The sequence below is a fragment of the Roseibium sp. genome, from assembly GCF_050301095.1.
Taxonomy (GTDB): domain Bacteria; phylum Pseudomonadota; class Alphaproteobacteria; order Rhizobiales; family Stappiaceae; genus Roseibium.
In genome coordinates, this window is record NZ_JBNKYW010000136.1 from 1 (window position 1) to 19262 (window position 19262).

Annotated in this window: 16 protein-coding genes; 12 read left to right on the top strand and 4 right to left on the bottom strand. The window is 62.3% G+C overall.

Translation table 11 applies throughout. The features are described from left to right. The 9 genes from ACQY7U_RS12690 to ACQY7U_RS12730 form a co-directional block, all read left to right on the top strand. Window positions 1-755 (top strand): methyl-accepting chemotaxis protein (locus ACQY7U_RS12690; protein WP_428644963.1); only part of this gene is annotated, 755 nt, incomplete at its 5' end. 370 nt (window positions 756-1125) lie between these two features. Beyond that, window positions 1126-2031 carry a metal ABC transporter substrate-binding protein gene (locus ACQY7U_RS12695; protein ID WP_428644965.1) on the top strand — a complete coding sequence of 302 codons (906 nt, stop codon included), beginning with the start codon at window positions 1126-1128 and terminating at the stop codon, window positions 2029-2031. A gap of 95 nt (window positions 2032-2126) precedes the next feature. Further along, window positions 2127-3026 (top strand): manganese/iron ABC transporter ATP-binding protein, encoded by a 900-nt coding sequence (locus ACQY7U_RS12700; protein WP_428644967.1) that lies wholly within the window; start codon window positions 2127-2129, stop codon window positions 3024-3026. Then, a complete protein-coding gene (locus ACQY7U_RS12705; RefSeq protein ID WP_428644969.1) occupies window positions 3023-3895 on the top strand; it encodes a metal ABC transporter permease in 873 nt (290 codons plus the stop codon). The genes ACQY7U_RS12700 and ACQY7U_RS12705 overlap by 4 nt, the downstream gene beginning before the upstream one ends. Next, a complete protein-coding gene (locus ACQY7U_RS12710) occupies window positions 3895-4755 on the top strand; it encodes a metal ABC transporter permease (protein WP_428644971.1) in 861 nt (286 codons plus the stop codon). Before ACQY7U_RS12705 ends, ACQY7U_RS12710 begins: the two co-directional genes overlap by 1 nt. Before the next feature lie 199 nt (window positions 4756-4954). Further along, window positions 4955-6130, top strand: a complete 1176-nt coding sequence (locus ACQY7U_RS12715; RefSeq protein ID WP_428644973.1) for an efflux RND transporter periplasmic adaptor subunit — start codon at window positions 4955-4957, stop codon at window positions 6128-6130. 16 nt (window positions 6131-6146) lie between these two features. Beyond that, complete coding sequence (locus ACQY7U_RS12720; RefSeq protein ID WP_428644975.1) at window positions 6147-9293, top strand: efflux RND transporter permease subunit; 3147 nt, start codon at window positions 6147-6149, stop codon at window positions 9291-9293. 153 nt (window positions 9294-9446) lie between these two features. Then, window positions 9447-10433 (top strand): D-erythronate dehydrogenase, encoded by a 987-nt coding sequence (denD, locus tag ACQY7U_RS12725; RefSeq protein ID WP_428644977.1) that lies wholly within the window; start codon window positions 9447-9449, stop codon window positions 10431-10433. Further along, entirely contained in the window at window positions 10430-11206 is a 777-nt protein-coding gene (locus tag ACQY7U_RS12730; RefSeq protein WP_428644979.1) for an SDR family oxidoreductase, read from the top strand. Before denD ends, ACQY7U_RS12730 begins: the two co-directional genes overlap by 4 nt. A 9-nt stretch (window positions 11207-11215) precedes the next feature. On the opposite strand, the gene ACQY7U_RS12735 is transcribed toward ACQY7U_RS12730, so the two are convergent. The 4 genes from ACQY7U_RS12735 to ACQY7U_RS12750 all read right to left on the bottom strand — a co-directional run bounded on the left by ACQY7U_RS12735 (window position 11216) and on the right by ACQY7U_RS12750 (window position 15590). Continuing rightward, the gene (locus tag ACQY7U_RS12735; protein WP_428644981.1) at window positions 11216-11875 is read right to left on the bottom strand and encodes a hypothetical protein; all 660 of its coding nucleotides are present in this window, start codon (window positions 11873-11875) and stop codon (window positions 11216-11218) included. Window positions 11876-12020: 145 nt separating this feature from the next. Beyond that, the gene (locus ACQY7U_RS12740; RefSeq protein ID WP_428644983.1) at window positions 12021-12560 is read right to left on the bottom strand and encodes a cytochrome b; all 540 of its coding nucleotides are present in this window, start codon (window positions 12558-12560) and stop codon (window positions 12021-12023) included. An 82-nt stretch (window positions 12561-12642) separates the two neighbouring features. Then, window positions 12643-13068 carry a Cu(I)-responsive transcriptional regulator gene (cueR, locus tag ACQY7U_RS12745; RefSeq protein ID WP_428644985.1) on the bottom strand — a complete coding sequence of 142 codons (426 nt, stop codon included), beginning with the start codon at window positions 13066-13068 and terminating at the stop codon, window positions 12643-12645. Window positions 13069-13079: 11 nt separating this feature from the next. Next, entirely contained in the window at window positions 13080-15590 is a 2511-nt protein-coding gene (locus ACQY7U_RS12750) for a heavy metal translocating P-type ATPase (RefSeq protein WP_428644987.1), read from the bottom strand. A 156-nt stretch (window positions 15591-15746) separates the two neighbouring features. Here ACQY7U_RS12750 and ACQY7U_RS12755 point away from each other — a divergent pair, with 156 nt between their 5' ends. The 3 genes from ACQY7U_RS12755 (at window position 15747) to ACQY7U_RS12765 (ending at window position 19103) form a co-directional block, all read left to right on the top strand. Further along, window positions 15747-15947 (top strand): heavy-metal-associated domain-containing protein, encoded by a 201-nt coding sequence (locus ACQY7U_RS12755; RefSeq protein ID WP_428644989.1) that lies wholly within the window; start codon window positions 15747-15749, stop codon window positions 15945-15947. Window positions 15948-16177: 230 nt separating this feature from the next. Next, window positions 16178-18490, top strand: a complete 2313-nt coding sequence (locus ACQY7U_RS12760) for a copper-transporting P-type ATPase (protein ID WP_428644993.1) — start codon at window positions 16178-16180, stop codon at window positions 18488-18490. Window positions 18491-18716: 226 nt separating this feature from the next. Continuing rightward, complete coding sequence (locus ACQY7U_RS12765) at window positions 18717-19103, top strand: DUF302 domain-containing protein (RefSeq protein WP_428644991.1); 387 nt, start codon at window positions 18717-18719, stop codon at window positions 19101-19103. Window positions 19104-19262 lie beyond the last annotated feature (159 nt).

Genomic DNA, 19262 nt, shown 5'->3' on the forward strand with positions numbered 1-19262 from the left:
CAACCGCCCAGGCCCTGACCGAGATTGCCCGCGACAGTGCCGGCTACGCTAGCGAGACCCAGGCCTCCTCGAACGAGACCACCAACAACGTCCAGACCGTGGCCAGCGCCGCGGAAGAACTGGCGGCCTCGATCGGCGAGATTTCCCGCCAGGTCGCGCAGACCACCGAAATCGTCGACCGGGCCACGACCGGTACGCGGGTGACCAACGAGAAGGTCGAGGGCCTGGCAGAGGCCGCGACCAAGATCGGCGAAGTGGTGACACTCATCCAGGCGATTGCCGAACAGACCAACCTGCTGGCACTGAACGCCACCATCGAGGCGGCGCGCGCTGGCGAAGCCGGCAAGGGCTTTGCGGTCGTGGCGGCGGAAGTCAAGGAACTGGCGACGCAGACGTCTCGCGCGACGGAGGAAATCTCCTCGCAGGTCCAGACCATCCAGGAGTCCACTGCCGATGCCGTCACCGCCATCGGGGCGATCTCCGGCACGATGGAGGAGGTCAACGGCTATACCCAGGGCATTTCCGCCGCCGTCACCCAGCAGGGGGCGGCCACGACGGAAATCTCCGGCAATGTGCAGCGCGCGGCTCAAAGCACCATGGCCGTACGATCCAACATGGAAAGCCTCGCCCGGGCGGTCGAGGAGACAAAGGATGCCTCCGGCAAGGTCCTGAACGCCTCCGGCGATCTCAGCGCCCGCAGCCGGGCTCTGAAAGAAGGCATCGAAACCTTCCTCAACCGCGTTGCCGCCGCCTGACACTTCTCTGAAGGAACGCTTGAAACCGCCGGACAGCTCCGGCGGTTTTTATTTGCGACGAGTGTCGGACTTCGTCATCCTCGATCTTCTTTCCGCAGGGATCGGGAGGAGGAGGAGAGCCGTGACTGTTTCTTGGCACTGTCGTCAAGGAAGGCGCTAGTGCTGGCGCTCACGGGCCCGGCATTCACTGAGGCGGCGCGTTGAATTCGGAAAGCTCAAGTCCGGATACGAACCGGGTCTTTGAAGGCACCCTTGTCACCGGCGCAGGTACTTTCATGGCTCATGAAATTGCGAGCCATTCGCAACTAGCTTGACAGTTGCAAATGATTTGCAATATCACTTGCAACTGTTGAACTCATGACAGGAAGCGATGATGCTCAAGAAACTGGTGGTAACAGTGTCCCTGGTGGCAATCGGGGCAGGTCTGGCGACAGGTTCCCTGGCCAAGGACAGGATGAAGGTGGTGACGACTTTCACCGTCCTGGCGGATATTGCCCAGAATGTCGCCGGTGAAGCCGCCGATGTGGTTTCCATCACGAAACCCGGAGCGGAAATCCACGGCTATGAGCCGACGCCGCAAGATATCGTTCGCGCTTCCGATGCCGATCTGATCCTATGGAACGGCATGAACCTGGAACTCTGGTTCGAGCAGTTTCTTTCCAACCTGGGCGATATCCCGTCGGCAACCTTGACCGAGGGGATCGACCCGATCGAGATCGCGGAAGGGGACTACGAAGGCAAGCCCAACCCCCATGCCTGGATGGGGCTCGATAATGCTCTGATCTATATCGATAATATTGTAGAAGCCTTTTCCGAAAACGACCCGGACAATGCGGACGTCTATGCCGCGAATGCCGCTGCCTACAAGGAACAGCTGCGCGCTACCATCGAACCGCTGCGCGAGGCGATTGCCGAAATTCCGGAAGAGCAACGCTGGCTCGTGACCTGTGAAGGGGCTTTCAGCTACCTTGCCCGCGACTTCGGCATGAAGGAATTGTATCTGTGGCCGATGAACGCAGATCAGGTCGGTACGCCGCAACAGGTGCGATCGGTCATCGACGGTGTCCGCGAAAACGAAATTCCCGTTGTCTTCTGCGAAAGTACTGTCAACACCGCACCGGCCGAGCAGGTTGCCCGCGAAACCGGGGTGAAGTACGGCGGTGTCCTTTACGTGGACTCCCTGAGCGAGGCGGGGGGCGAGGTGCCGACCTATCTCGATCTCCTGAAAGTCACGGCCGGGACGGTGGTCGAAGGTCTCAAATCGGCGGCCGAATAACGGAGCCTTTGCACCGCTCGGCCGTACCTGCGGCGTCTTCGCCGCATCCATCCGGTATCTTGCGCCCGCAATTTCGACTTTAATGGACGATGAGAATGCTGAATGTCATCAAGGAACCGGAAATGGAAATGCGCGCGCCAGCGGCAGACGGCGGACTTTCCGCTCAGGATGTTACCGTCACTTACCGGAACGGACATACCGCGCTGTGGAACGCCAGTTTCGAAATCCCGCGCGGCACGGTGACGGCACTCGTCGGCGTGAACGGGGCGGGCAAGTCAACTCTCTTCAAGGCCATCATGGGGTTCGTACCGGCTGCGAAGGGTGATATCCGCATTCTTGACCTGACGGTCGGCGAGGCTCTGCGCAAGAACCTCGTCGCCTATGTGCCTCAGTCCGAGGAAGTCGACTGGACTTTCCCCGTTCTCGTGGAAGACGTGGTGATGATGGGCCGCTACGGCCACATGGGGTTCCTGCGGCGGCCCAAACAGGCCGATCATGACGCGGTTGAAGAAGCTCTCCGGCGCGTCAACATGCAGGACTACCGTCACCGCCAGATCGGGGAGCTCTCGGGCGGTCAGCGCAAGCGCGTCTTCCTGGCGCGCGCGCTTGCCCAGGACGGGCAGGTCATTCTGCTTGACGAGCCGTTCACCGGCGTCGACGTCAAGACGGAAGAGCAGATCATCGCGTTGCTGCGTGAACTCCGGGATGAGGGCAGGGTGATGCTGGTCTCAACCCACAATCTCGGCTCCGTGCCCGAATTCTGCGACCGGACCGTTCTGGTGAAGGGCACGGTTCTGGCCCATGGCGAGACGGCGACAACCTTCACGAGGGAGAACCTGGAACAGGCCTTCGGTGGCGTCCTGCGCCACTTCACCATTTCCGACCAGACGCTGCACACCGATGGCGACCACCGCAAGGTCACCATCCTGACCGACGACGAGCGGCCGTTCGTGCAATACGGCGACGAAGTGCAGACCAGCGAGGTCCGCAAGTGATCGACCTTCTGCTGGAACCCTTCGGCTACAACTACATGACCAACGCCATGTGGGTGTCCGCACTGGTCGGCGGGGTTTGTGCGTTCCTCTCGTCCTATCTGATGCTGAAGGGCTGGTCGCTCATCGGCGATGCCCTGTCCCACTCGGTGGTGCCGGGGGTCGCGGGCGCCTATATCATCGGCCTGCCGTTTTCGCTCGGGGCCTTCATCGCCGGCGGGCTGGCGGCCGGTGCCATGCTGTTCCTGTCGGAGCGCTCGGGCCTCAAGGTCGACGTGATCATCGGCCTGATCTTCACCTCCTTCTTCGGCCTCGGCCTCTTCATCGTCTCCGTCAATCCCATGTCCGTCTCCGTTCAGACCATCACAATGGGCAACATTCTGGCGATCACGCCGGAGGATACGTTGCAGCTGGCCATCATCGGCTTCGTCTCGCTGTCGATCCTGATCCTCAAGTGGAAGGACCTGATGGTCACTTTCTTCGACGAGAGCCACGCACGAACCATCGGCCTGCGGCCGGGGCTCCTGAAAGCGATCTTCTTCACGCTGCTGTCCGCCTCCGTTGTTGCCGCCATGCAGACGGTGGGCGCCTTTCTGGTGATCGCGATGGTGGTCACGCCCGGCGCGACGGCCTATCTCCTGTGCGACCGCTTTCCGCGCCTGATCATGATGTCGGTCGCCATAGGCGCGCTCACCAGTTTCACGGGCGCTTACGCCAGCTATTTCCTGGACGGTGCGACCGGTGGCATCATCGTGACGCTGCAGACGCTTATCTTCCTTGTGGCCTTCGTCCTGGCGCCGAAACACGGCCTCCTGGCTGCGCGCCGCAAAGCCGCCGAGGCCCTGCGCAGCAGGCCGGAGGGAGCCGTCTGATGGATCTCGACACGCTCCTGATGCCGTTCAAATTCGGCTTCATGCAGAACGCCTTCCTGATCTGCGTGATCGTCTCGGTGCCGACCGCGCTTCTGTCCTGCTTCCTGGTGATGAAGGGCTGGGCTCTGATGGGCGACTCTGTCAGCCACGCGGTGCTGCCCGGCATCGTGCTGGCCTATATCTTCGGATTTCCGCTGATCCTCGGCGCCTTCGCGGCCGGTATGGTCTGTGCGCTGCTGACCGGCTTTCTGTCCGGCAACAGCCGCGTCAAGCAGGACACGGTCATGGGCGTTGTCATGTCCGGCATGTTCGGCATCGGGATCGTGCTTTACGTCTCGATCAAGACCAACGCCCATCTGGATCATATCCTCTTCGGCAACATGCTGGGTGTCGAGCCGCACGAACTGCTGACCGCCGGCATCATCGCGCTTCTCGTCGGCGGTGTGCTGGTGCTCAAGTGGAGGGATCTTCTGCTGCACAGTTTCGACCCCGCCCAGGCGCGCGCCTGCGGACTGCCGGTGAACCTGTTGCACTACGGCTTGCTGGCCGCGCTTTCCCTGACCATTGTCGCCACGCTGTCGGCGGCCGGCCTCATCCTGGCGGTCGGTCTTCTGATCGCACCGGGCGCTATCGCCTTTCTGCTGGTCAGGACCTTCGGCACCATGCTCTGGGTCTCCGTGCTGGTCTGCATGGCCTCCATGCTGGCGGGCACCTATGCCAGTTTCTTCCTCGACAGTGCGCCGGCGCCGACCATCGTCCTGATCCTGACGACCGTCTTTATCATTGCCTTCGTCCGCCGCCAGCTCCAGACGCGCCAGGCCTCCATGCGCCGCGTGGCGGCAATGGACGGGACCGAGTGAGCGCTCCAGGCGATGGAGCCCCAGTCTGACGCAAATGCCGGTGCGGGCCGTGGCGGCTGCACCGGCCTTGCCTGTTGCCACCCTTCAGAGCAGAATTTGCTACACTATATCGATTGTTGAGATACGGGATTTGCCGTAGAAAACACTTGAAAGGCCAACTGATTGGAGTTTGGTCTGCAAGCTCTGATTGGAGTGGTGATTGTCGGTTTGGAAACAGCTCTTGCTGGCCCTGGTTGTGTCGGTCGTGGCTGCCGGATTGTGGGTGCGTTACTACCCAGGCGCCGGTGAGCAGCTGGCGCGCCTGGGGCTCGACTGGCTGCCCGCTACCGTTGCCGATACCGCGGCCGGCAACGGCGGCAAACCCGGCAGGGGACAAGGCGGCCCGCAAGGCGCAGTCGTTACCACGCCCGTGGTTGAAATCACCATCAACGACCGCCTGTCGGCCATCGGCACCAGTACTGCGCTGCAATCCGTCGAGGTGACCCCCTACACCAGCGGCAGAATGACGGAGCTGCTGGTCAAGTCCGGCGCAGCGGTGAAGCCGGGGGACGTTGTTGCCAGGCTTGATTCCGAGGCGGAGCAGATTGCGGTCGAGCGGGCGGCCAACGCGCTCAAGGATGCCGAGGCACGGCTGAAGCGCATGCAGGTGCTGCAAAAGACCAACACCGCAACCGCCGTCCAGGTGAACGACGCCGAACTCGTCGTTGAAAACGCGCGGCTGGAATTGCGGCAGGCGGAGCTGGCTCTTTCAAGGAGATCAATCGAGACCCCCATCTCCGGGACCGTGGGCATCCTGCCGATCACGGCCGGCAATTATGTCACCTCGCAGACTGTTATCGCCACCATTGACGATCGCAGCGAAATCCTTGTCGATTTCTGGGTGCCAGAGCGCTACGCCTCTGCGGTGAGGGTCGGGTCGAGCCTGACCGCCACTTCAATTGCCCGTCCGGGCGAGACCTTTCACGGCGTGATCAGTGCCGTCGACAACCGCATCGACATTGCTTCCCGGACTTTGCAGGTCCGGGCACGGTTTCCCAACATCGAAGACAAGCTTCGGGCCGGCATGTCGTTCCAGGTGCTGATGAAGTTTCCGGGCGACAAATATCCGGCGGTCGATCCGCTGGCGATCCAATGGGGATCGGATGGCGCCTTCGTCTGGGCCGTGCGCGACGGCAAGGGCGCGCGCGTTCCGGTGAACATCATCCAGCGCAATGCCGACAGCGTGCTTGTCGATGCCGGGCTGACGGAGGAGGACGATGTCGTGACCGAAGGTCTGCATCTGGTGCGTCAGGGGGCGGAACTGACGATTGCCGGACGCAAACAGGCCCCGGCCGCCGACACTCCGCCGAAACCCGGCGCCGGCAGCGGTTCGTGAAGCGCGGGAGGTTCCGATGAACATGGACCACCTGAAGGATCTCGGGTTTACCGGCCTGTTTGTGCGCCGCCCGGTGCTGGCCTTCGTGATCAACATGCTGATCGTCGTTGCCGGCATTGCCGCCCTCTTCGGTGTCGAAGTTCGCGAACTGCCCGATGTCGATCGCCCGGTGATCACCGTCAGGACGAACTATCCGGCGGCGGCTGCCGAAACCATCGACCGCGAGGTGACCGGTGTCATCGAAGGCGCCGTCGCGCGCGTTTCCGGCGTCAAGGCAATCTCCTCCACCTCGTCCTTCGGACGGAGCCGGGTTGTCGTCGAGTTTTCCGGCGATGTCGATCTGGATGTCGCAGCCTCCGACATGCGCGACGCGCTCGGCCGTATCACCAACGACCTGCCGGAGGACGCGGAACCTTCGCGGATCATCAAGGCGGATGCCAACGCCCAGCCGGTGGTCCGCCTGGCGCTCACCTCCGGCCGTATGTCGGTGGAGGACATGACGGTGCTGGTGGAAGACCGGATCGCCGACATGCTTGCCGCCGTGCCGGGCGTCGCCGATGTCCAGGTCTATGGCGACCGGGACAAGATTTTCCGGATCGACATCGATCAGGCCAAGATGGCGAGCCTGAACCTGACCATTGCCGATGTCGCCCGGGCCCTGTCCTCGATGGCCTTCGACACGCCTGCCGGCTCGTTGACCAGCCGCAACCAGGACCTGATCGTACGTGCAACCGCCTCGATCAATACGCCGGAAGCCTTCGAGAACATCATCATCAACCGGAAGGCACGGCTCCGGGATTTCGTCGATGTCACGCTCGGCCCGGATCTGGGCCAGACGCAGCTTCGGGCCAACGGAAAATCGGGCATCGGTCTTGGCGTCATACGCTCCGCACAGTCGAACACGCTGGAGATTTCCGAAGGCGTGCGCGCGGCCGCCGAACGCATCCAGGAAAACCTGCCGGAGGGCACGACGCTGGAAGTGACCAGCGACGACGCCACCTTCATCAACGGCGCCATCCACGAGGTCGAGATCGCACTGGCGATTGCCGTCAGCATCGTTCTCCTGATCATCTACATTTTCCTGTGGGACTGGCGCGCCACCCTCATTCCCGGCGTGTCTTTGCCAGTCGCCCTGATCGGCACGCTGGCAGCGATCTATATCGCCGGTTTTTCCATCAACATCCTGACGCTGCTTGCGCTTGTGCTTGCGACCGGTCTGGTCGTGGACGATGCAATCGTGGTGCTGGAAAACATCGTGCGCCGGCGCAACGAGGGCATGGGTCCGCGTGCGGCCGCCGTGCTCGGAACGGAGGAAGTGTTCTTTGCCGTTCTGGCGACAACCGCGACACTGATCGCGGTCTTCGTACCACTCTCGTTCCTGCCGGGGCAGACGGGCGGCCTTTTCCGTGAATTCGGTTTCGTGCTCGCCATTGCCGTGTTCCTTTCCTCCATCGTGGCGCTTTCCCTGTGCCCGATGCTGGCGTCCCGTATCCTGAAGTCCGGCACGGACAAAAGCGGCAAGCGCAAGACGGACAACGGACACGACGGGTCCGTCGGCGGTATCAGCCGCTTCCTGCGTGCGCTCTATCGCCGTTGCCTGCACGCCTGCCTGGACGCGCCCATCGTCGTTGTCGCGGTCTCGGTCCTCTTCGCCGCCTCCGCCGGCGTAATGTTCGGCACCATCAAGTCGGAGCTGACACCGTCCGAGGACAGGTCCATCGCCTTCATGCGCGTTTCGGCCCCGCAAGGGGTCAGCCTTGATTATCTTTCCGGGCAGATGCACGAGATCGAGACCCTTCTGGAGCCTTTCCGGGAAAACGGTGAAATCACGAGCATCTTTTCCATTGCAGGTACCGGCGGGTCGAAGAACAGCGGTTTCATCGTCATGCGTCTGGCACCCTGGGAAGAACGCAGCCGGTCGCAGCAGCAGATCCTGTCGGAAGTCCAGGGGCTGGTCCGCAATGTTCCGGGCGTACGCGCCTTTGCCTTTCAGCCCAACTCTCTCAGGATCCGCGGGGCCGGGTCCGGTCTTCAGTTCGCGGTCGCCGGCAGCAACGACTACGCCGAACTTGGCGCTGCGGCCGAAAAGATCATCGCGGAATTGGAGCAGGACCGTCGCTTCCGTCAGGTGCGCCTGTCGAGCGAAGCCACGCAGCCGCAGCTCTCCGTCTCCGTCGACCGGGAGCGCGCCTCCGATCTCGGCATCGACATCAACGGTCTCGGGACGGCCATGCAGGCCATGCTGGACGGTCGCAAGATCGGGCAGGTCTTCATCAACGATCAGGCATATGACGTCAAATTCGTGTCGACCACCAATCCGGTCAATGATCCGACGGATCTGGAGAATATCTTCATCAAGACCGGGGACGGGCGCTTCGTGCCGGTGTCGACCATCGCCAGCCTCGTCGAAAAGGCCGTTCCGCCGGCGCTTGCCCGCGAGCAGCAGCTGCGTTCCGTCGCCATCACCTCCGGCCTCGCACCCGATTTCGCCCTCGGCAACGCCTACGAGGAAGCTCTGAAGATTGCCGAACCGCTGCTACCGCCCGGAGCCCGCATCATTCCGCTTGCCGAGACGGCGACCCTCGGCGAGCAATCCTCGAGCATGGCCCGAATCTTCGGCTTTGCCATTGTCATCATCCTGCTGGTGCTGGCCGCCCAGTTCGAAAGCTTCGTCAGCGCCATCATCATCATGGCGACCGTGCCTCTGGGCCTTGCCTGCGCGGTCTATGCAATGCTTCTGACCGGCACGACGCTGAACGTCTACTCGCAGATCGGTCTTGTGCTTCTGGTCGGCATCATGGCCAAGAACGGCATCCTGATCGTCGAATTCGCCAACCAGCTGCGCGACCGGGGGCAGGGGGTACGCGAGGCCATCGAGAACGCCGCCAACATCCGCCTGCGGCCGGTGATGATGACCATGATCTGCACCATCGTCGGCGGTGTGCCGCTGATCATGGCAAGTGGCGCGGGGGCGGAAGCCCGCATCGCTCTCGGTTATGTCATCGTCGGCGGCCTGGGGCTGGCAACGCTTTCCACGCTGTTTCTGACCCCCGTCGCCTATCTGCTGCTTGGCCGCTTCATCACGCCGTCGGTCAAGGAAGCCGAACGTCTCCACAGCGAGATCGATGCCGCCCAATCCCTTGGCGAGACACGGGGAGAATAACCGGCTTATGAGCCTCGCTTTGCTGGTGGATGGCCGGGTTTAGGTTGGCGCATTGATACTTGCGGAGATATGAAAGAATGGTAGCGTTCCGGCACTGCGCCGCGCTAGATTCGGGGAAAGACAAGAATTGGCTGGCAGGGAGGAGAGACGCGGATGCATGTACTCGTGATAGGTGCCGCCGGGATGGTCGGCCGCAAGCTGGTTGAAAAGCTGGCGGCGGATCAGGAAGTCTTCGGTTTCGAGGTCGACAGGCTGACGCTCGCCGATGCCATCGAGCCACCGGTGCCATCTGCCCTTCAGGAGGTTTCGACGGCGCTCACGATGGATCTTGCCAAAGCCGGTGAACCCGAGAAACTGATCACGGGCCGACCGGACGTCATATTTCATCTGGCGGCGATCGTCTCCGGGGAGGCGGAAGCCGATTTCGAAAAGGGTTATGCGGTCAACCTGGACGGCAGCCGGGCGCTGTTTGAAGCCATTCGCATCGAAAATCTGCGCGAGCCCTATTTTCCGCGTGTCATTTTCGCGTCTTCGTTGGCCGTTTTCGGCCAGCCCTTCCCGGAAACGATCGGCGACGAGTTTCATACAACGCCCCTGACGAGCTACGGCACGCAAAAGGCGATCACCGAGCTGCTGCTGGCGGACTACACCCGCAAGGGCATCTTCGACGGCATCGGCATCCGCCTGCCAACGGTCTGCATCCGGCCGGGCAAGCCGAACAAGGCCGCCTCCGGGTTCTTTTCCAACATCCTGCGCGAACCGCTCGTGGGGCAGGAGGCCGTGCTGCCGGTCGATGACAGCGTGCGTCACTGGTTCGCAAGCCCTCGCGCTGCCGTCGGCTTTTTCGTTCATGCCGCCCGCATCGACACCGCTTGCATCGGTCACCGGCGTAATCTGACCATGCCGGGACTGTCGGCGACCGTTGGGGAAGAAATCGAGGCTCTGCGCCGGGTGGCGGGGGAAAGCGCGGCGAAGCTGATCCGCCGCGAGCCGGACCCGGCCATTCAGAAGATCGTGGCCGGCTGGCCGACCGATTTCGAGGCCCGGCGGGCGGCAGACCTCGGCTTTGCGGCCGAAACAAGCTTCGACGAAATTATCAGGATTCATCTGGAAGACGAACTGGAAGGCACGAACGCATGAGCGACGGCAGTTTCGATGTGACGGGGAAAATCGCGTTGGTAACCGGTGGCGGCACCGGCGTCGGCAAGGCCATTTCCCGCGCCCTGAGCGCCGAGGGCTGGACGGTCGTCATCGCAGGCCGCCGGTTGGAAGTGCTTGAGGCGGCAGCGAGCGAACTATCCGTTGAAACAGGCAACGAGGTAAAGCCGCTTGCCGCGGACGTCGGCGATCCCGCGTCGGTCAAGGCCCTTTTCGGGGAAATTGCGCGAACCTTCGGCCGTCTGGATCTTCTGGTCAACAATGCCGGCATGTTCAATTCCTCGGTGCCGCTGGAAGAGATCATTTTTGAGGAATGGAGCAACGTCGTCTCCGCCAACCTGACAGGTGCGTTCCTGTGCACCCAGGAGGCCTTTCGGCTGATGAAGTCACAGGACCCGCGCGGCGGCCGCATCATCAACAACGGCTCGATTTCAGCGACAACACCAAGGCCGAATTCGGCGCCTTATACAGCGACCAAACACGCCATCACGGGCCTCACCAAATCCACCGCGCTGGATGGCCGTCCCTTCGATATCGCCTGTGGCCAGATCGATATCGGCAATGCCGCGAGCGACATGACGGCGGCGATGAGCGCCGGGGTTCTGCAGGCCAACGGAGAAATGGCAAGCGAAGCGACCATGGATCCGGTGCATGTTGCCGAGGCCGTCGTCTATATGGCCGGTCTGCCGCTCGACGCCAACGTCCTGTCCATGACGGTGATGGCAACAAAAATGCCGTTCGTGGGCCGGGGGTAACAGGGGCGCCTAGGCCAACGCGGCCTGGAGCGTTCCCCTGTGGTGGCCGTGGACCCTTTTCTTGCCACCGCAGATCCATTTGCCCGGCGCGATGGTTTGCATCATGAGGATGGAATAGAACTCGTTGCGGGTGTTCACCAGGCTCATGATCAGGGATTGGGTCACGATTTTGGTCTGGTTCGTGAGGCGCAATATGTCTGCGACGTCCCAGGCATCGGCGGGGTTATAGCCGCGAATGTGGGACCCGACCTGCATGGCGGGGCTGGCGGCGAAGGCCTGTTTCACGGTGCTGTTCGGGGCCGCGTCCCTGGCCGCAAAGTCGACCGTGCCGATGTGTCCGACCCGTCGATGACCATGTTCGGACCAGGAACAGATCCAGCATCCGCTCATGAAGCCCGTCAGAACGTCGGTGTTTGTCGAGCGGACATAGGCTGTGCGCCCATGAACGTAATTCAGCCAGCGATAGCGGATGGCGGTATTTGTCGCGATGCCGCGCGTGGATGGCAGCGTCACCCCGTCGAAGAACCCCGGATGAAGTCCCGTGTAGGTGAGGTTCGGCGGGTGACTTGTGCCCGAGCGGAAAATGGATCCGTCATGCGGGTCGGTGGTAATTTTTTGCGGTGGATTCCAGGTGTAGGTAAAACCCTTTTCGAAATAGATCTCAATCACCGGAAGTCTCCTTCTGGTCCCGCACATCGTACGTTCTGGCGGAATGTCCGCAGGTGACTTTACGTTACTTTCAGATTGCGCGAAACATCGGATGGGCCGCGTTGGGTCTTGTCCGGCGCACACGCGGGGACGGGCTCTAGGTTTGTCAAGGAACCATCTTGCGGACGACACCGTCCTGCCGGACAAGGTGATAGGCTGCTGCAAGAACATGCAAGCTCACCAGGGACAGCGTCAGCGTCCAGAACAGTTGGTGGAAGGGCACGGCGCCCTTCCAGAGATAGGACGCAACAAAACCGGTTGAGGCCTGACCCAGCAGGGAAAGATAGAGCGCCCAATGCACGGCCTGTGCCGCTGCCGCCTGCCAGCGCGGGAGACCGGGGTCGACCTGTCTCGGGTTCAGAAACAACAACCCCAGCCGGATTACCATGAGAGTGCCGATCAGCATGCCGGCGTAATTGTGCATCAGATGCATGAGCAGATCGGCTTTGGACGGCGTCAGGAACGGATCATGCGTACGCGGAATCGCACTTGAGGTGATCCACTGCTCAAGGACCAGGATGACGACCGACCAGTGCAGCAGTATCTGCAATCGTGAATACCGGTGCCCAACCTGTGTTTCGATCTGTGTTTGGATCTGGGTTTCCGGCATCTGCTTTGACTTTCTGAACGGATTTCCGGCATTCATGACGCAGGGCTCCTGCGGAGCCACCGCGTCATCTTCCGTCAGGATACGTGAGTTCGGTTACCGCATTGACAAGCGGCTGAACTCATGCGGCACCGTTGTTTCCCGTCTTTGCAGAAACCGGGGAAGACTGGCTGAGATCGTCCAGGATCGGACAATCAGGGCGATGGTCCCCGGTGCAGGTATCAATCAGGTGGGCCAGCGTGGTCCTCATGGACTGGAGTTGCGAGATCTTCTCTTCAATCCGTGCCAGATGCGTTTCGGCGATCTTTTTCACGTCCGCGCTTGCCCGGCTGTTGTCCTCGTAGAGTTCCAGCAGGTTTCTGCAATCCTCTATCGAAAACCCGAGGGTTCTGGCCCGGCCGAGGAAGGCCAGCTGGTGGAGGTCCTTTTCCTGGAAGTCGCGGTAACCGTTGTCCGTCCGCAAGGGCTTGACCAGGCCGATATCCTCGTAATAGCGGATGGTCTTGGCCGGAACGCCGGACAGGTTTGAAACATCTCCGATGTTCATTTCTCTCTCTCCTATTGTGCTGCTTCCGCCAGGGCGCTCACGCGGGGTGCTTCCGGCGCTTTCGCTTCGTCCATCGGAGGTTTGACCCGGCGCAGACGCAGGGCGTTGGTCAGGACGAATACCGACGAAAGAGCCATGGCCGCCGCCGCCAGCACCGGTGACAGCAGCAGCCCGAAGGCCGGATAGAGCACGCCGGCGGCCACCGGGATCAGCGCGGTGTTGTAGCCGAACGCCCAGAACAGGTTCTGCCGGATATTCGTCATCGTCCGCTTCGACACTTCGAAAGCGTTCACGACACCGCGCAAATCACCCGACATCAGCACCACGTCGGCGGATTCGATGGCGACATCCGTTCCCGTGCCGATGGCAATGCCGACGTCCGCATGGGCCAGCGCAGGGGCATCGTTGATGCCGTCGCCGACAAAGGCGATCTTCCGCCCGCCTTCGCGCAACTGGTCGAGAGCCGCCACCTTGCCGTCGGGCAGGACACCCGCGACGACGTGGTCGATACCGGTTTCCGCAGCAATCGCTTCAGCGGTCTCACGCTTGTCGCCCGTGATCATCGCAACCTTCAGACCCTGCGCGTGCAGGGCTGCAATTGCCGCCCGGCTTGCAGGTTTCACCGGGTCAGCGACGCCCAGAACCGCCGCGATGCGGCCGTCGATCGCGGCAAAAAGCGCGGTGCGGCCACGCCGGGCCAGATCGGTTTCGATTTCTGCCAGCGGGCCGAGGTCGATTCCCTCGCGCTTCATCAGGCGGTCCGCGCCGACAAGCACGTCTGCGCCGCCTGCCTGTGCCCGCACTCCGTAGCCCGTAATCGAGGCGAATTCGGAGATCTCGAATTGGGCCGATCCCTCGGCGCGTGCGGCGCGGACGATGGCTTCCGCAATCGGATGTTCCGAGCGGTCCTCGACGGCGGCGACGCGGGCCAGTACGTCGGCCCGGTCGAAGCCTCCCGCCAGCACCAGATCGGTCAGTTCCGGACGGCCTTCCGTTACGGTGCCTGTCTTGTCCAGCGCGACCACACCGACCGAGGTCAGCTCCTGAAGGGCATCGCCCTTACGGAACAGAACTCCCATCTCGGCAGCCCGGCCGGTGCCGACCATGATCGAGGTGGGCGTCGCCAGGCCCATGGCACAGGGGCAGGCGATGATCAGCACGGAGACCCCGGCAACAAGCGCCAGCGTCAATGCCGGATCGGGGCCGAGGACCAGCCAGACCAGTACCGTCAGGGCGGCAACAGCCATCACGACCGGCACGAACCAGAGCGTGATCTTGTCGACTAGCCCCTGGATCGGCAGTTTGGCCCCTTGGGCTTCCTCAACCATGCGGATGATCTGCGCCAGCGTAGTGTCGGCACCCACCCTTGTGGCCCGGAACTGGAACGAGCCCGCGCCGTTCACCGTGCCGCCGGTCACTGCTCCGCCCGCTTTCTTCGCGACCGGCAGCGGTTCGCCGGTGATCATGCTCTCGTCGACGTGGCTCTCGCCTTCCGTCACTTCGCCGTCGACGGCGATACGCTCGCCCGGGCGGACGACGACGATGTCACCCGTCTTCAGCTCTTCGATGGCAAGTTCGACCGTTTCGCCGTTGCGCAGGACCCGCGCGGTGCGGACCTGCAAGCCCAACAACTTCTGGATGGCGGCACCCGTGCGTCCCTTGGCGCGGGCCTCCAGAAACCGTCCGAACAGGATCAGGACAACGATCACCGCCGCGGCCTCGTAATAAACCGCGCGCACCTCGTCCGGCAGCAGGTTCGGGAGGAACGTAGCGATGACCGAATAGGCATAGGCTGCGCCGGTTCCCACGGCAACGAGGCTGTTCATGTCCGGCGCGCCCTTCAGAAGCGCCGGAATGCCTTTCAGATAGAATTGCCGGCCCGGTCCGATGAGGACCGCCGTCGTCAGTACGAACTGGATCAGCCAGCTTGCCTGGTGTCCGATGGTCTGCCCGATCAGGGCATGCATTCCGGGGATCACATGACTGCCCATTTCCATGACAAAGACCGGCAAGGCCAGCACGGCGGCCAGGATTACCCGGCGGGCGAGATCCTGCGCTTCTTCTTCCTTGCGGGCAGCGCGGTCCAACGTTCCGCCGGTTTGCGCGATTTCCGCAGGATATCCCGCGTCCGTCGCCACTTTGGCAAGTGCGGACGGATCGGTTGCGCCTTCCAGGTAGGTGACCGTCGCCGTTTCGGAGGCGAGGTTGACGTTCACTTCCGTCACGCCGGGAACGGCCGCCAGCGCCCGGTCCACGCGTCCGACGCACGAGGCGCAGGACATGGAGGAAACATTGAGCGTTACGCTCGCCACGCGGGCAGGATAACCGAGCTCGGTCAGGCGCTGTGCCGCCTCGCTCAAGCGCTCGGGACTGTCAACCTTGAGCCTTGCGGTTTCGCTGGCCAGATTGACTGAAACGTCGCTCACGCCCTCCAGGGCTGTCAGGGCACGGTCCACCCGGCCGACGCATGAGGCGCAGGACATGCCTTCGATGGAAAGGGTTGCGTGCTGTTCGTTGGACATGTTGGCTCCGATTATCAGGTTCCTGCCGGAAATAAGGTTTCCAGTCACTGGAAGGTCAAGGCCGGAACAAGTATTTTTTAAAAATGCCGGCGGTCTTGACCTTCCAGCAGCTGGAATCTCCATATTCGTCTCGAAACACAAAAATGGAGAACACTCATGAAGTTTCACGTCCCCGATATGAGCTGCGGCCACTGCAAGGCGGCGATCGACAGTTCGGTCAAGGGTGCGGACAGTTCGGCAAAGCTGGAATTCGACATGGACAACCGGACCGTCGACATCGAAAGCCAGCTCCCGGCCGGGAAAATCCTGGAGGCACTGAAGACCGCAGGATACGACGCCGCTCAGCAGGCGGCCTGAGCAGGCCTTCGCCCCTTCGCGGGCGAAGGACAGTTGGTTCGCTTTCGGCCAGGGCCCGATCACAAGTCGCTTCCGTCATGACATGGGTCATTGCAACGTCCGAAGCCTTGCGGGAAGACTGGTGCAATGACGCTTGCGGGAGGTTTGGAATGAAGACCCGGTCGCAACAGCATGCCCATGATCAGGCCACGAAACCCGGGCAGGGCGAACAGATCGCTTTTACCTGTCCGATGCATCCCGAGATAAGGCAGGCCGAACCGGGCGATTGCCCGAAATGTGGAATGCATCTGGTTCCCGAAGGCCAAGCCGGTTCCGAACAACACCATCACCACCATCATGGACACGGGCATGCTCATGGCCAGGATGGTGGTGGCGCGGCTTCGAAAGAGGGGCAATACGACACGGTTCCTACCGGATACGCAGGGGCGGTTTACACCTGCCCGATGCACCCGGAAGTGCGCCAGACCGAGCCGGGAGCTTGCCCGATCTGCGGTATGGGGCTGGAACTGGAAAGCGCCGCGATGGCAGAGGAGGGCCCAAACCCGGAACTTGTGGACTTCACGCGCCGGCTCTGGGTCGGTGCCACCTTCACCGTTCCCCTGCTTGTCCTGACCATGGGCCCCTTTCTGGGCCTCTCTGGCGTGCGAGAAATCTTCGGCGAGCGCACGACCCTCTGGATCGAGCTGGTACTCGGTACACCGGTGGTGCTCTGGTGCGGCTGGCCGTTTCTGGTGCGCGGCTGGAACTCGTTCCGGTCGTTCAACCTCAACATGTTTTCGCTGATCGCCATGGGTGTGATGGCCGCCTGGTCTTTCAGCGTTGTCGCCGTCCTGATGCCGGACATCTTTCCGGAAGGCTTCCGCGACGCGGAAGGCCATGTCGGCGTCTATTTCGAGGCCGCCGCCGTGATCGTTGTGCTCGTGCTGCTGGGCCAGGTGATGGAACTGCGCGCCCGCGAGGGAACCGGCAAGGCCATCCGGGCGCTCCTGGACATGGCGGCCAAGACCGCCCGGGTCATCCGCACCGACGGCAGCGAGGAAGAAATCCCGCTGGAAGACGTGAAGATCGGCGACAGGCTGCGCGTGCGCCCCGGCGACAAGGTGCCGGTCGACGGCGTTGTCACCGATGGCCGCTCGTCGATCGATGAAAGCATGATCACGGGAGAGCCGGTGCCTGTGGAGAAAACCCCGGGCGATCCGGTGACCGGGGCGACCATCAACGGGACCGGGAGCCTGATCATGGAGGCGACGCGCGTCGGCGCCGACACCATGCTGAGCCAGATCGTCGAGATGGTGGCCAAAGCTCAGCGCAGCCGCGCTCCGATCCAGAAATACGCCGACAAGGTCGCCGGGGTCTTTGTGCCGGCAGTCATCGCCGTCGCGGTGCTTGCCTTCATCGGCTGGGCGATCTGGGGACCGGACCCGGCCTTGTCCTACGCTCTGATTGCCGCGGTGGCCGTGCTCATTATCGCATGCCCCTGCGCCCTTGGGCTGGCGACACCGATGTCGATCATGACGGCCACGGGACGGGGGGCGCAGAAAGGGGTCCTGATCAAGAATGCCGAGGCGCTGGAACGTTTCGAACAGGTCGACACGCTGATCGTCGACAAGACCGGCACGCTGACGGAGGGCAAACCCCGGCTGACCGCCGTGCTGCCCGGAGAGGGGCATGACGAAACCGAGGTTCTGCGCCTTGCCGCGACCCTGGAAAGAGGGTCGGAGCATCCGTTGGCCGAGGCGATTGTTACTGGCGCCGAGGAGCGTGGCGTCTCCCTTGGAGAGGCAAGCGATTTCGAGGCCGTAACCGGCAAGGGCGTCAGGGGAACAGTCGACGGCAAGTCTGTTGCCTTGGGCAATCTGAAACTGATCGAGGAGCTCGGGTTGCAGGTGTCCGGGCTGACGGACCTGGCGAACGCGCGGCGGGACGAGGGCGAGACGGTGATGTTCGTCGTTCTTGAAGGCGCCGTCGCCGGGCTCGTAAGCGTCGCCGATCCCATGAAGGAAACCACGCCCGCGGCCCTTCAGGCACTGCACGAGCTCGGTTTCCGGATCATCATGGCCACCGGCGACAACGAACGCACCGCGAAAGCCGTGGCGGCAAGGCTGGGAATCGACGAGATCCGCGCCGACGTGCTTCCCGAAGACAAGGCGCGCATCATCAGCGAACTGCAGGGCGAGGGCCGCAAGGTCGCCATGGCGGGCGACGGCGTGAACGATGCGCCCGCACTTGCCCAGGCCGACGTTGGCATCGCCATGGGAACCGGCGCGGATGTCGCGATTGAATCGGCCGGTTTCACGCTGGTCAAAGGTAACCTGGACGGCATCGTCCGTGCCCGCAGGCTGTCGCGCGCCACGATGCACAACATCCGCCAGAACCTGTTTTTTGCGCTGATCTACAACGCCTGTGGCGTGCCTGTTGCCGCCGGGGTGCTGTATCCGGCCTTCGGTATCCTGATCAGCCCGATGTTCGCTGCTTTTGCCATGAGTGCCTCGTCGATCTCCGTGGTCGTCAATGCCTTGCGGCTGAGAAAAGCGAGGATTTGAGCACCCTGAAGCAAGTGATTTTCTGCCGGCAGATTGGCGATTGAAGAAAACAGATCCGGCGGCCTCCGCCTGACAAACGGCAAGCAAGTGAGGAGATGAACGGCATGGGCATGGGCATGGGATTTGGCGGACTTTGGATGATTCTGATCCTCGTGCTGGTCATCCTGGTCATCGCCGCGTTGATCAAGTACCTGAGCAAATAAACCCGGAAACAGGGAGAGTTGTCATGAGTTACACCTTGGACAGAACTTTCGACGGCGCTTCCATCGCCGACATTGAGGCCCGTACCCGCGATGCCTTGTCGAAGGCCGGTTTCGGCGTTCTGACCGAAATCGACGTGAAGGCGACGATGAAGAAAAAACTCGACAAGGACATGCCGGGTTACCTGATCCTTGGTGCCTGCAACCCGAACATGGCCTGGCAGGCCATCGGCATGGAGCCCAAGGTAGGGGCGATGCTGCCCTGCAATGTGATCCTGCGCGAGACAGAGGGCGGGATCGAAGTGTCCGCCATTGATCCGCAGGCGTCCATGACGGCCATAGACAATGCGGATCTCAAGGCTGTTGCGGGGCAGGTCAGGTCGATGCTTGCGGATGCAATTGCCGCCATCTGAACCGCGAGGCGGCGGTGAAGGTGCAGGATAGAACGCTGCCGTTCGCCAGGTTTGCAATCCGAGCCTCACTCATGCGGCGAACGGCCGGAGGCGATCGCCAGATGATGTTCCTGGTGATGCGCGCCGAGCGTCATGACGCCGACAAACCCGAGGCCCGCT

Excerpts from the sequence above, each read along its gene's own strand:
- ACQY7U_RS12755 (WP_428644989.1), top strand. The coding sequence starts at position 15,747 with ATGAAGTTTCACGTCCCCGATATGAGCTGCGGCCACTGCAAGGCGGCG.
- ACQY7U_RS12740 (WP_428644983.1), bottom strand. The coding sequence starts at position 12,560 with ATGAATGCCGGAAATCCGTTCAGAAAGTCAAAGCAGATGCCGGAAACC.
- ACQY7U_RS12700 (WP_428644967.1), top strand. The coding sequence starts at position 2,127 with ATGCTGAATGTCATCAAGGAACCGGAAATGGAAATGCGCGCGCCAGCG.
- cueR (WP_428644985.1), bottom strand. The coding sequence starts at position 13,068 with ATGAACATCGGAGATGTTTCAAACCTGTCCGGCGTTCCGGCCAAGACC.
- ACQY7U_RS12765 (WP_428644991.1), top strand. The coding sequence starts at position 18,717 with ATGAGTTACACCTTGGACAGAACTTTCGACGGCGCTTCCATCGCCGAC.
- ACQY7U_RS12760 (WP_428644993.1), top strand. The coding sequence starts at position 16,178 with ATGCATCCCGAGATAAGGCAGGCCGAACCGGGCGATTGCCCGAAATGT.
- ACQY7U_RS12720 (WP_428644975.1), top strand. The coding sequence starts at position 6,147 with ATGAACATGGACCACCTGAAGGATCTCGGGTTTACCGGCCTGTTTGTG.
- denD (WP_428644977.1), top strand. The coding sequence starts at position 9,447 with ATGCATGTACTCGTGATAGGTGCCGCCGGGATGGTCGGCCGCAAGCTG.
- ACQY7U_RS12730 (WP_428644979.1), top strand. The coding sequence starts at position 10,430 with ATGAGCGACGGCAGTTTCGATGTGACGGGGAAAATCGCGTTGGTAACC.
- ACQY7U_RS12710 (WP_428644971.1), top strand. The coding sequence starts at position 3,895 with ATGGATCTCGACACGCTCCTGATGCCGTTCAAATTCGGCTTCATGCAG.
- ACQY7U_RS12695 (WP_428644965.1), top strand. The coding sequence starts at position 1,126 with ATGATGCTCAAGAAACTGGTGGTAACAGTGTCCCTGGTGGCAATCGGG.
- ACQY7U_RS12750 (WP_428644987.1), bottom strand. The coding sequence starts at position 15,590 with ATGTCCAACGAACAGCACGCAACCCTTTCCATCGAAGGCATGTCCTGC.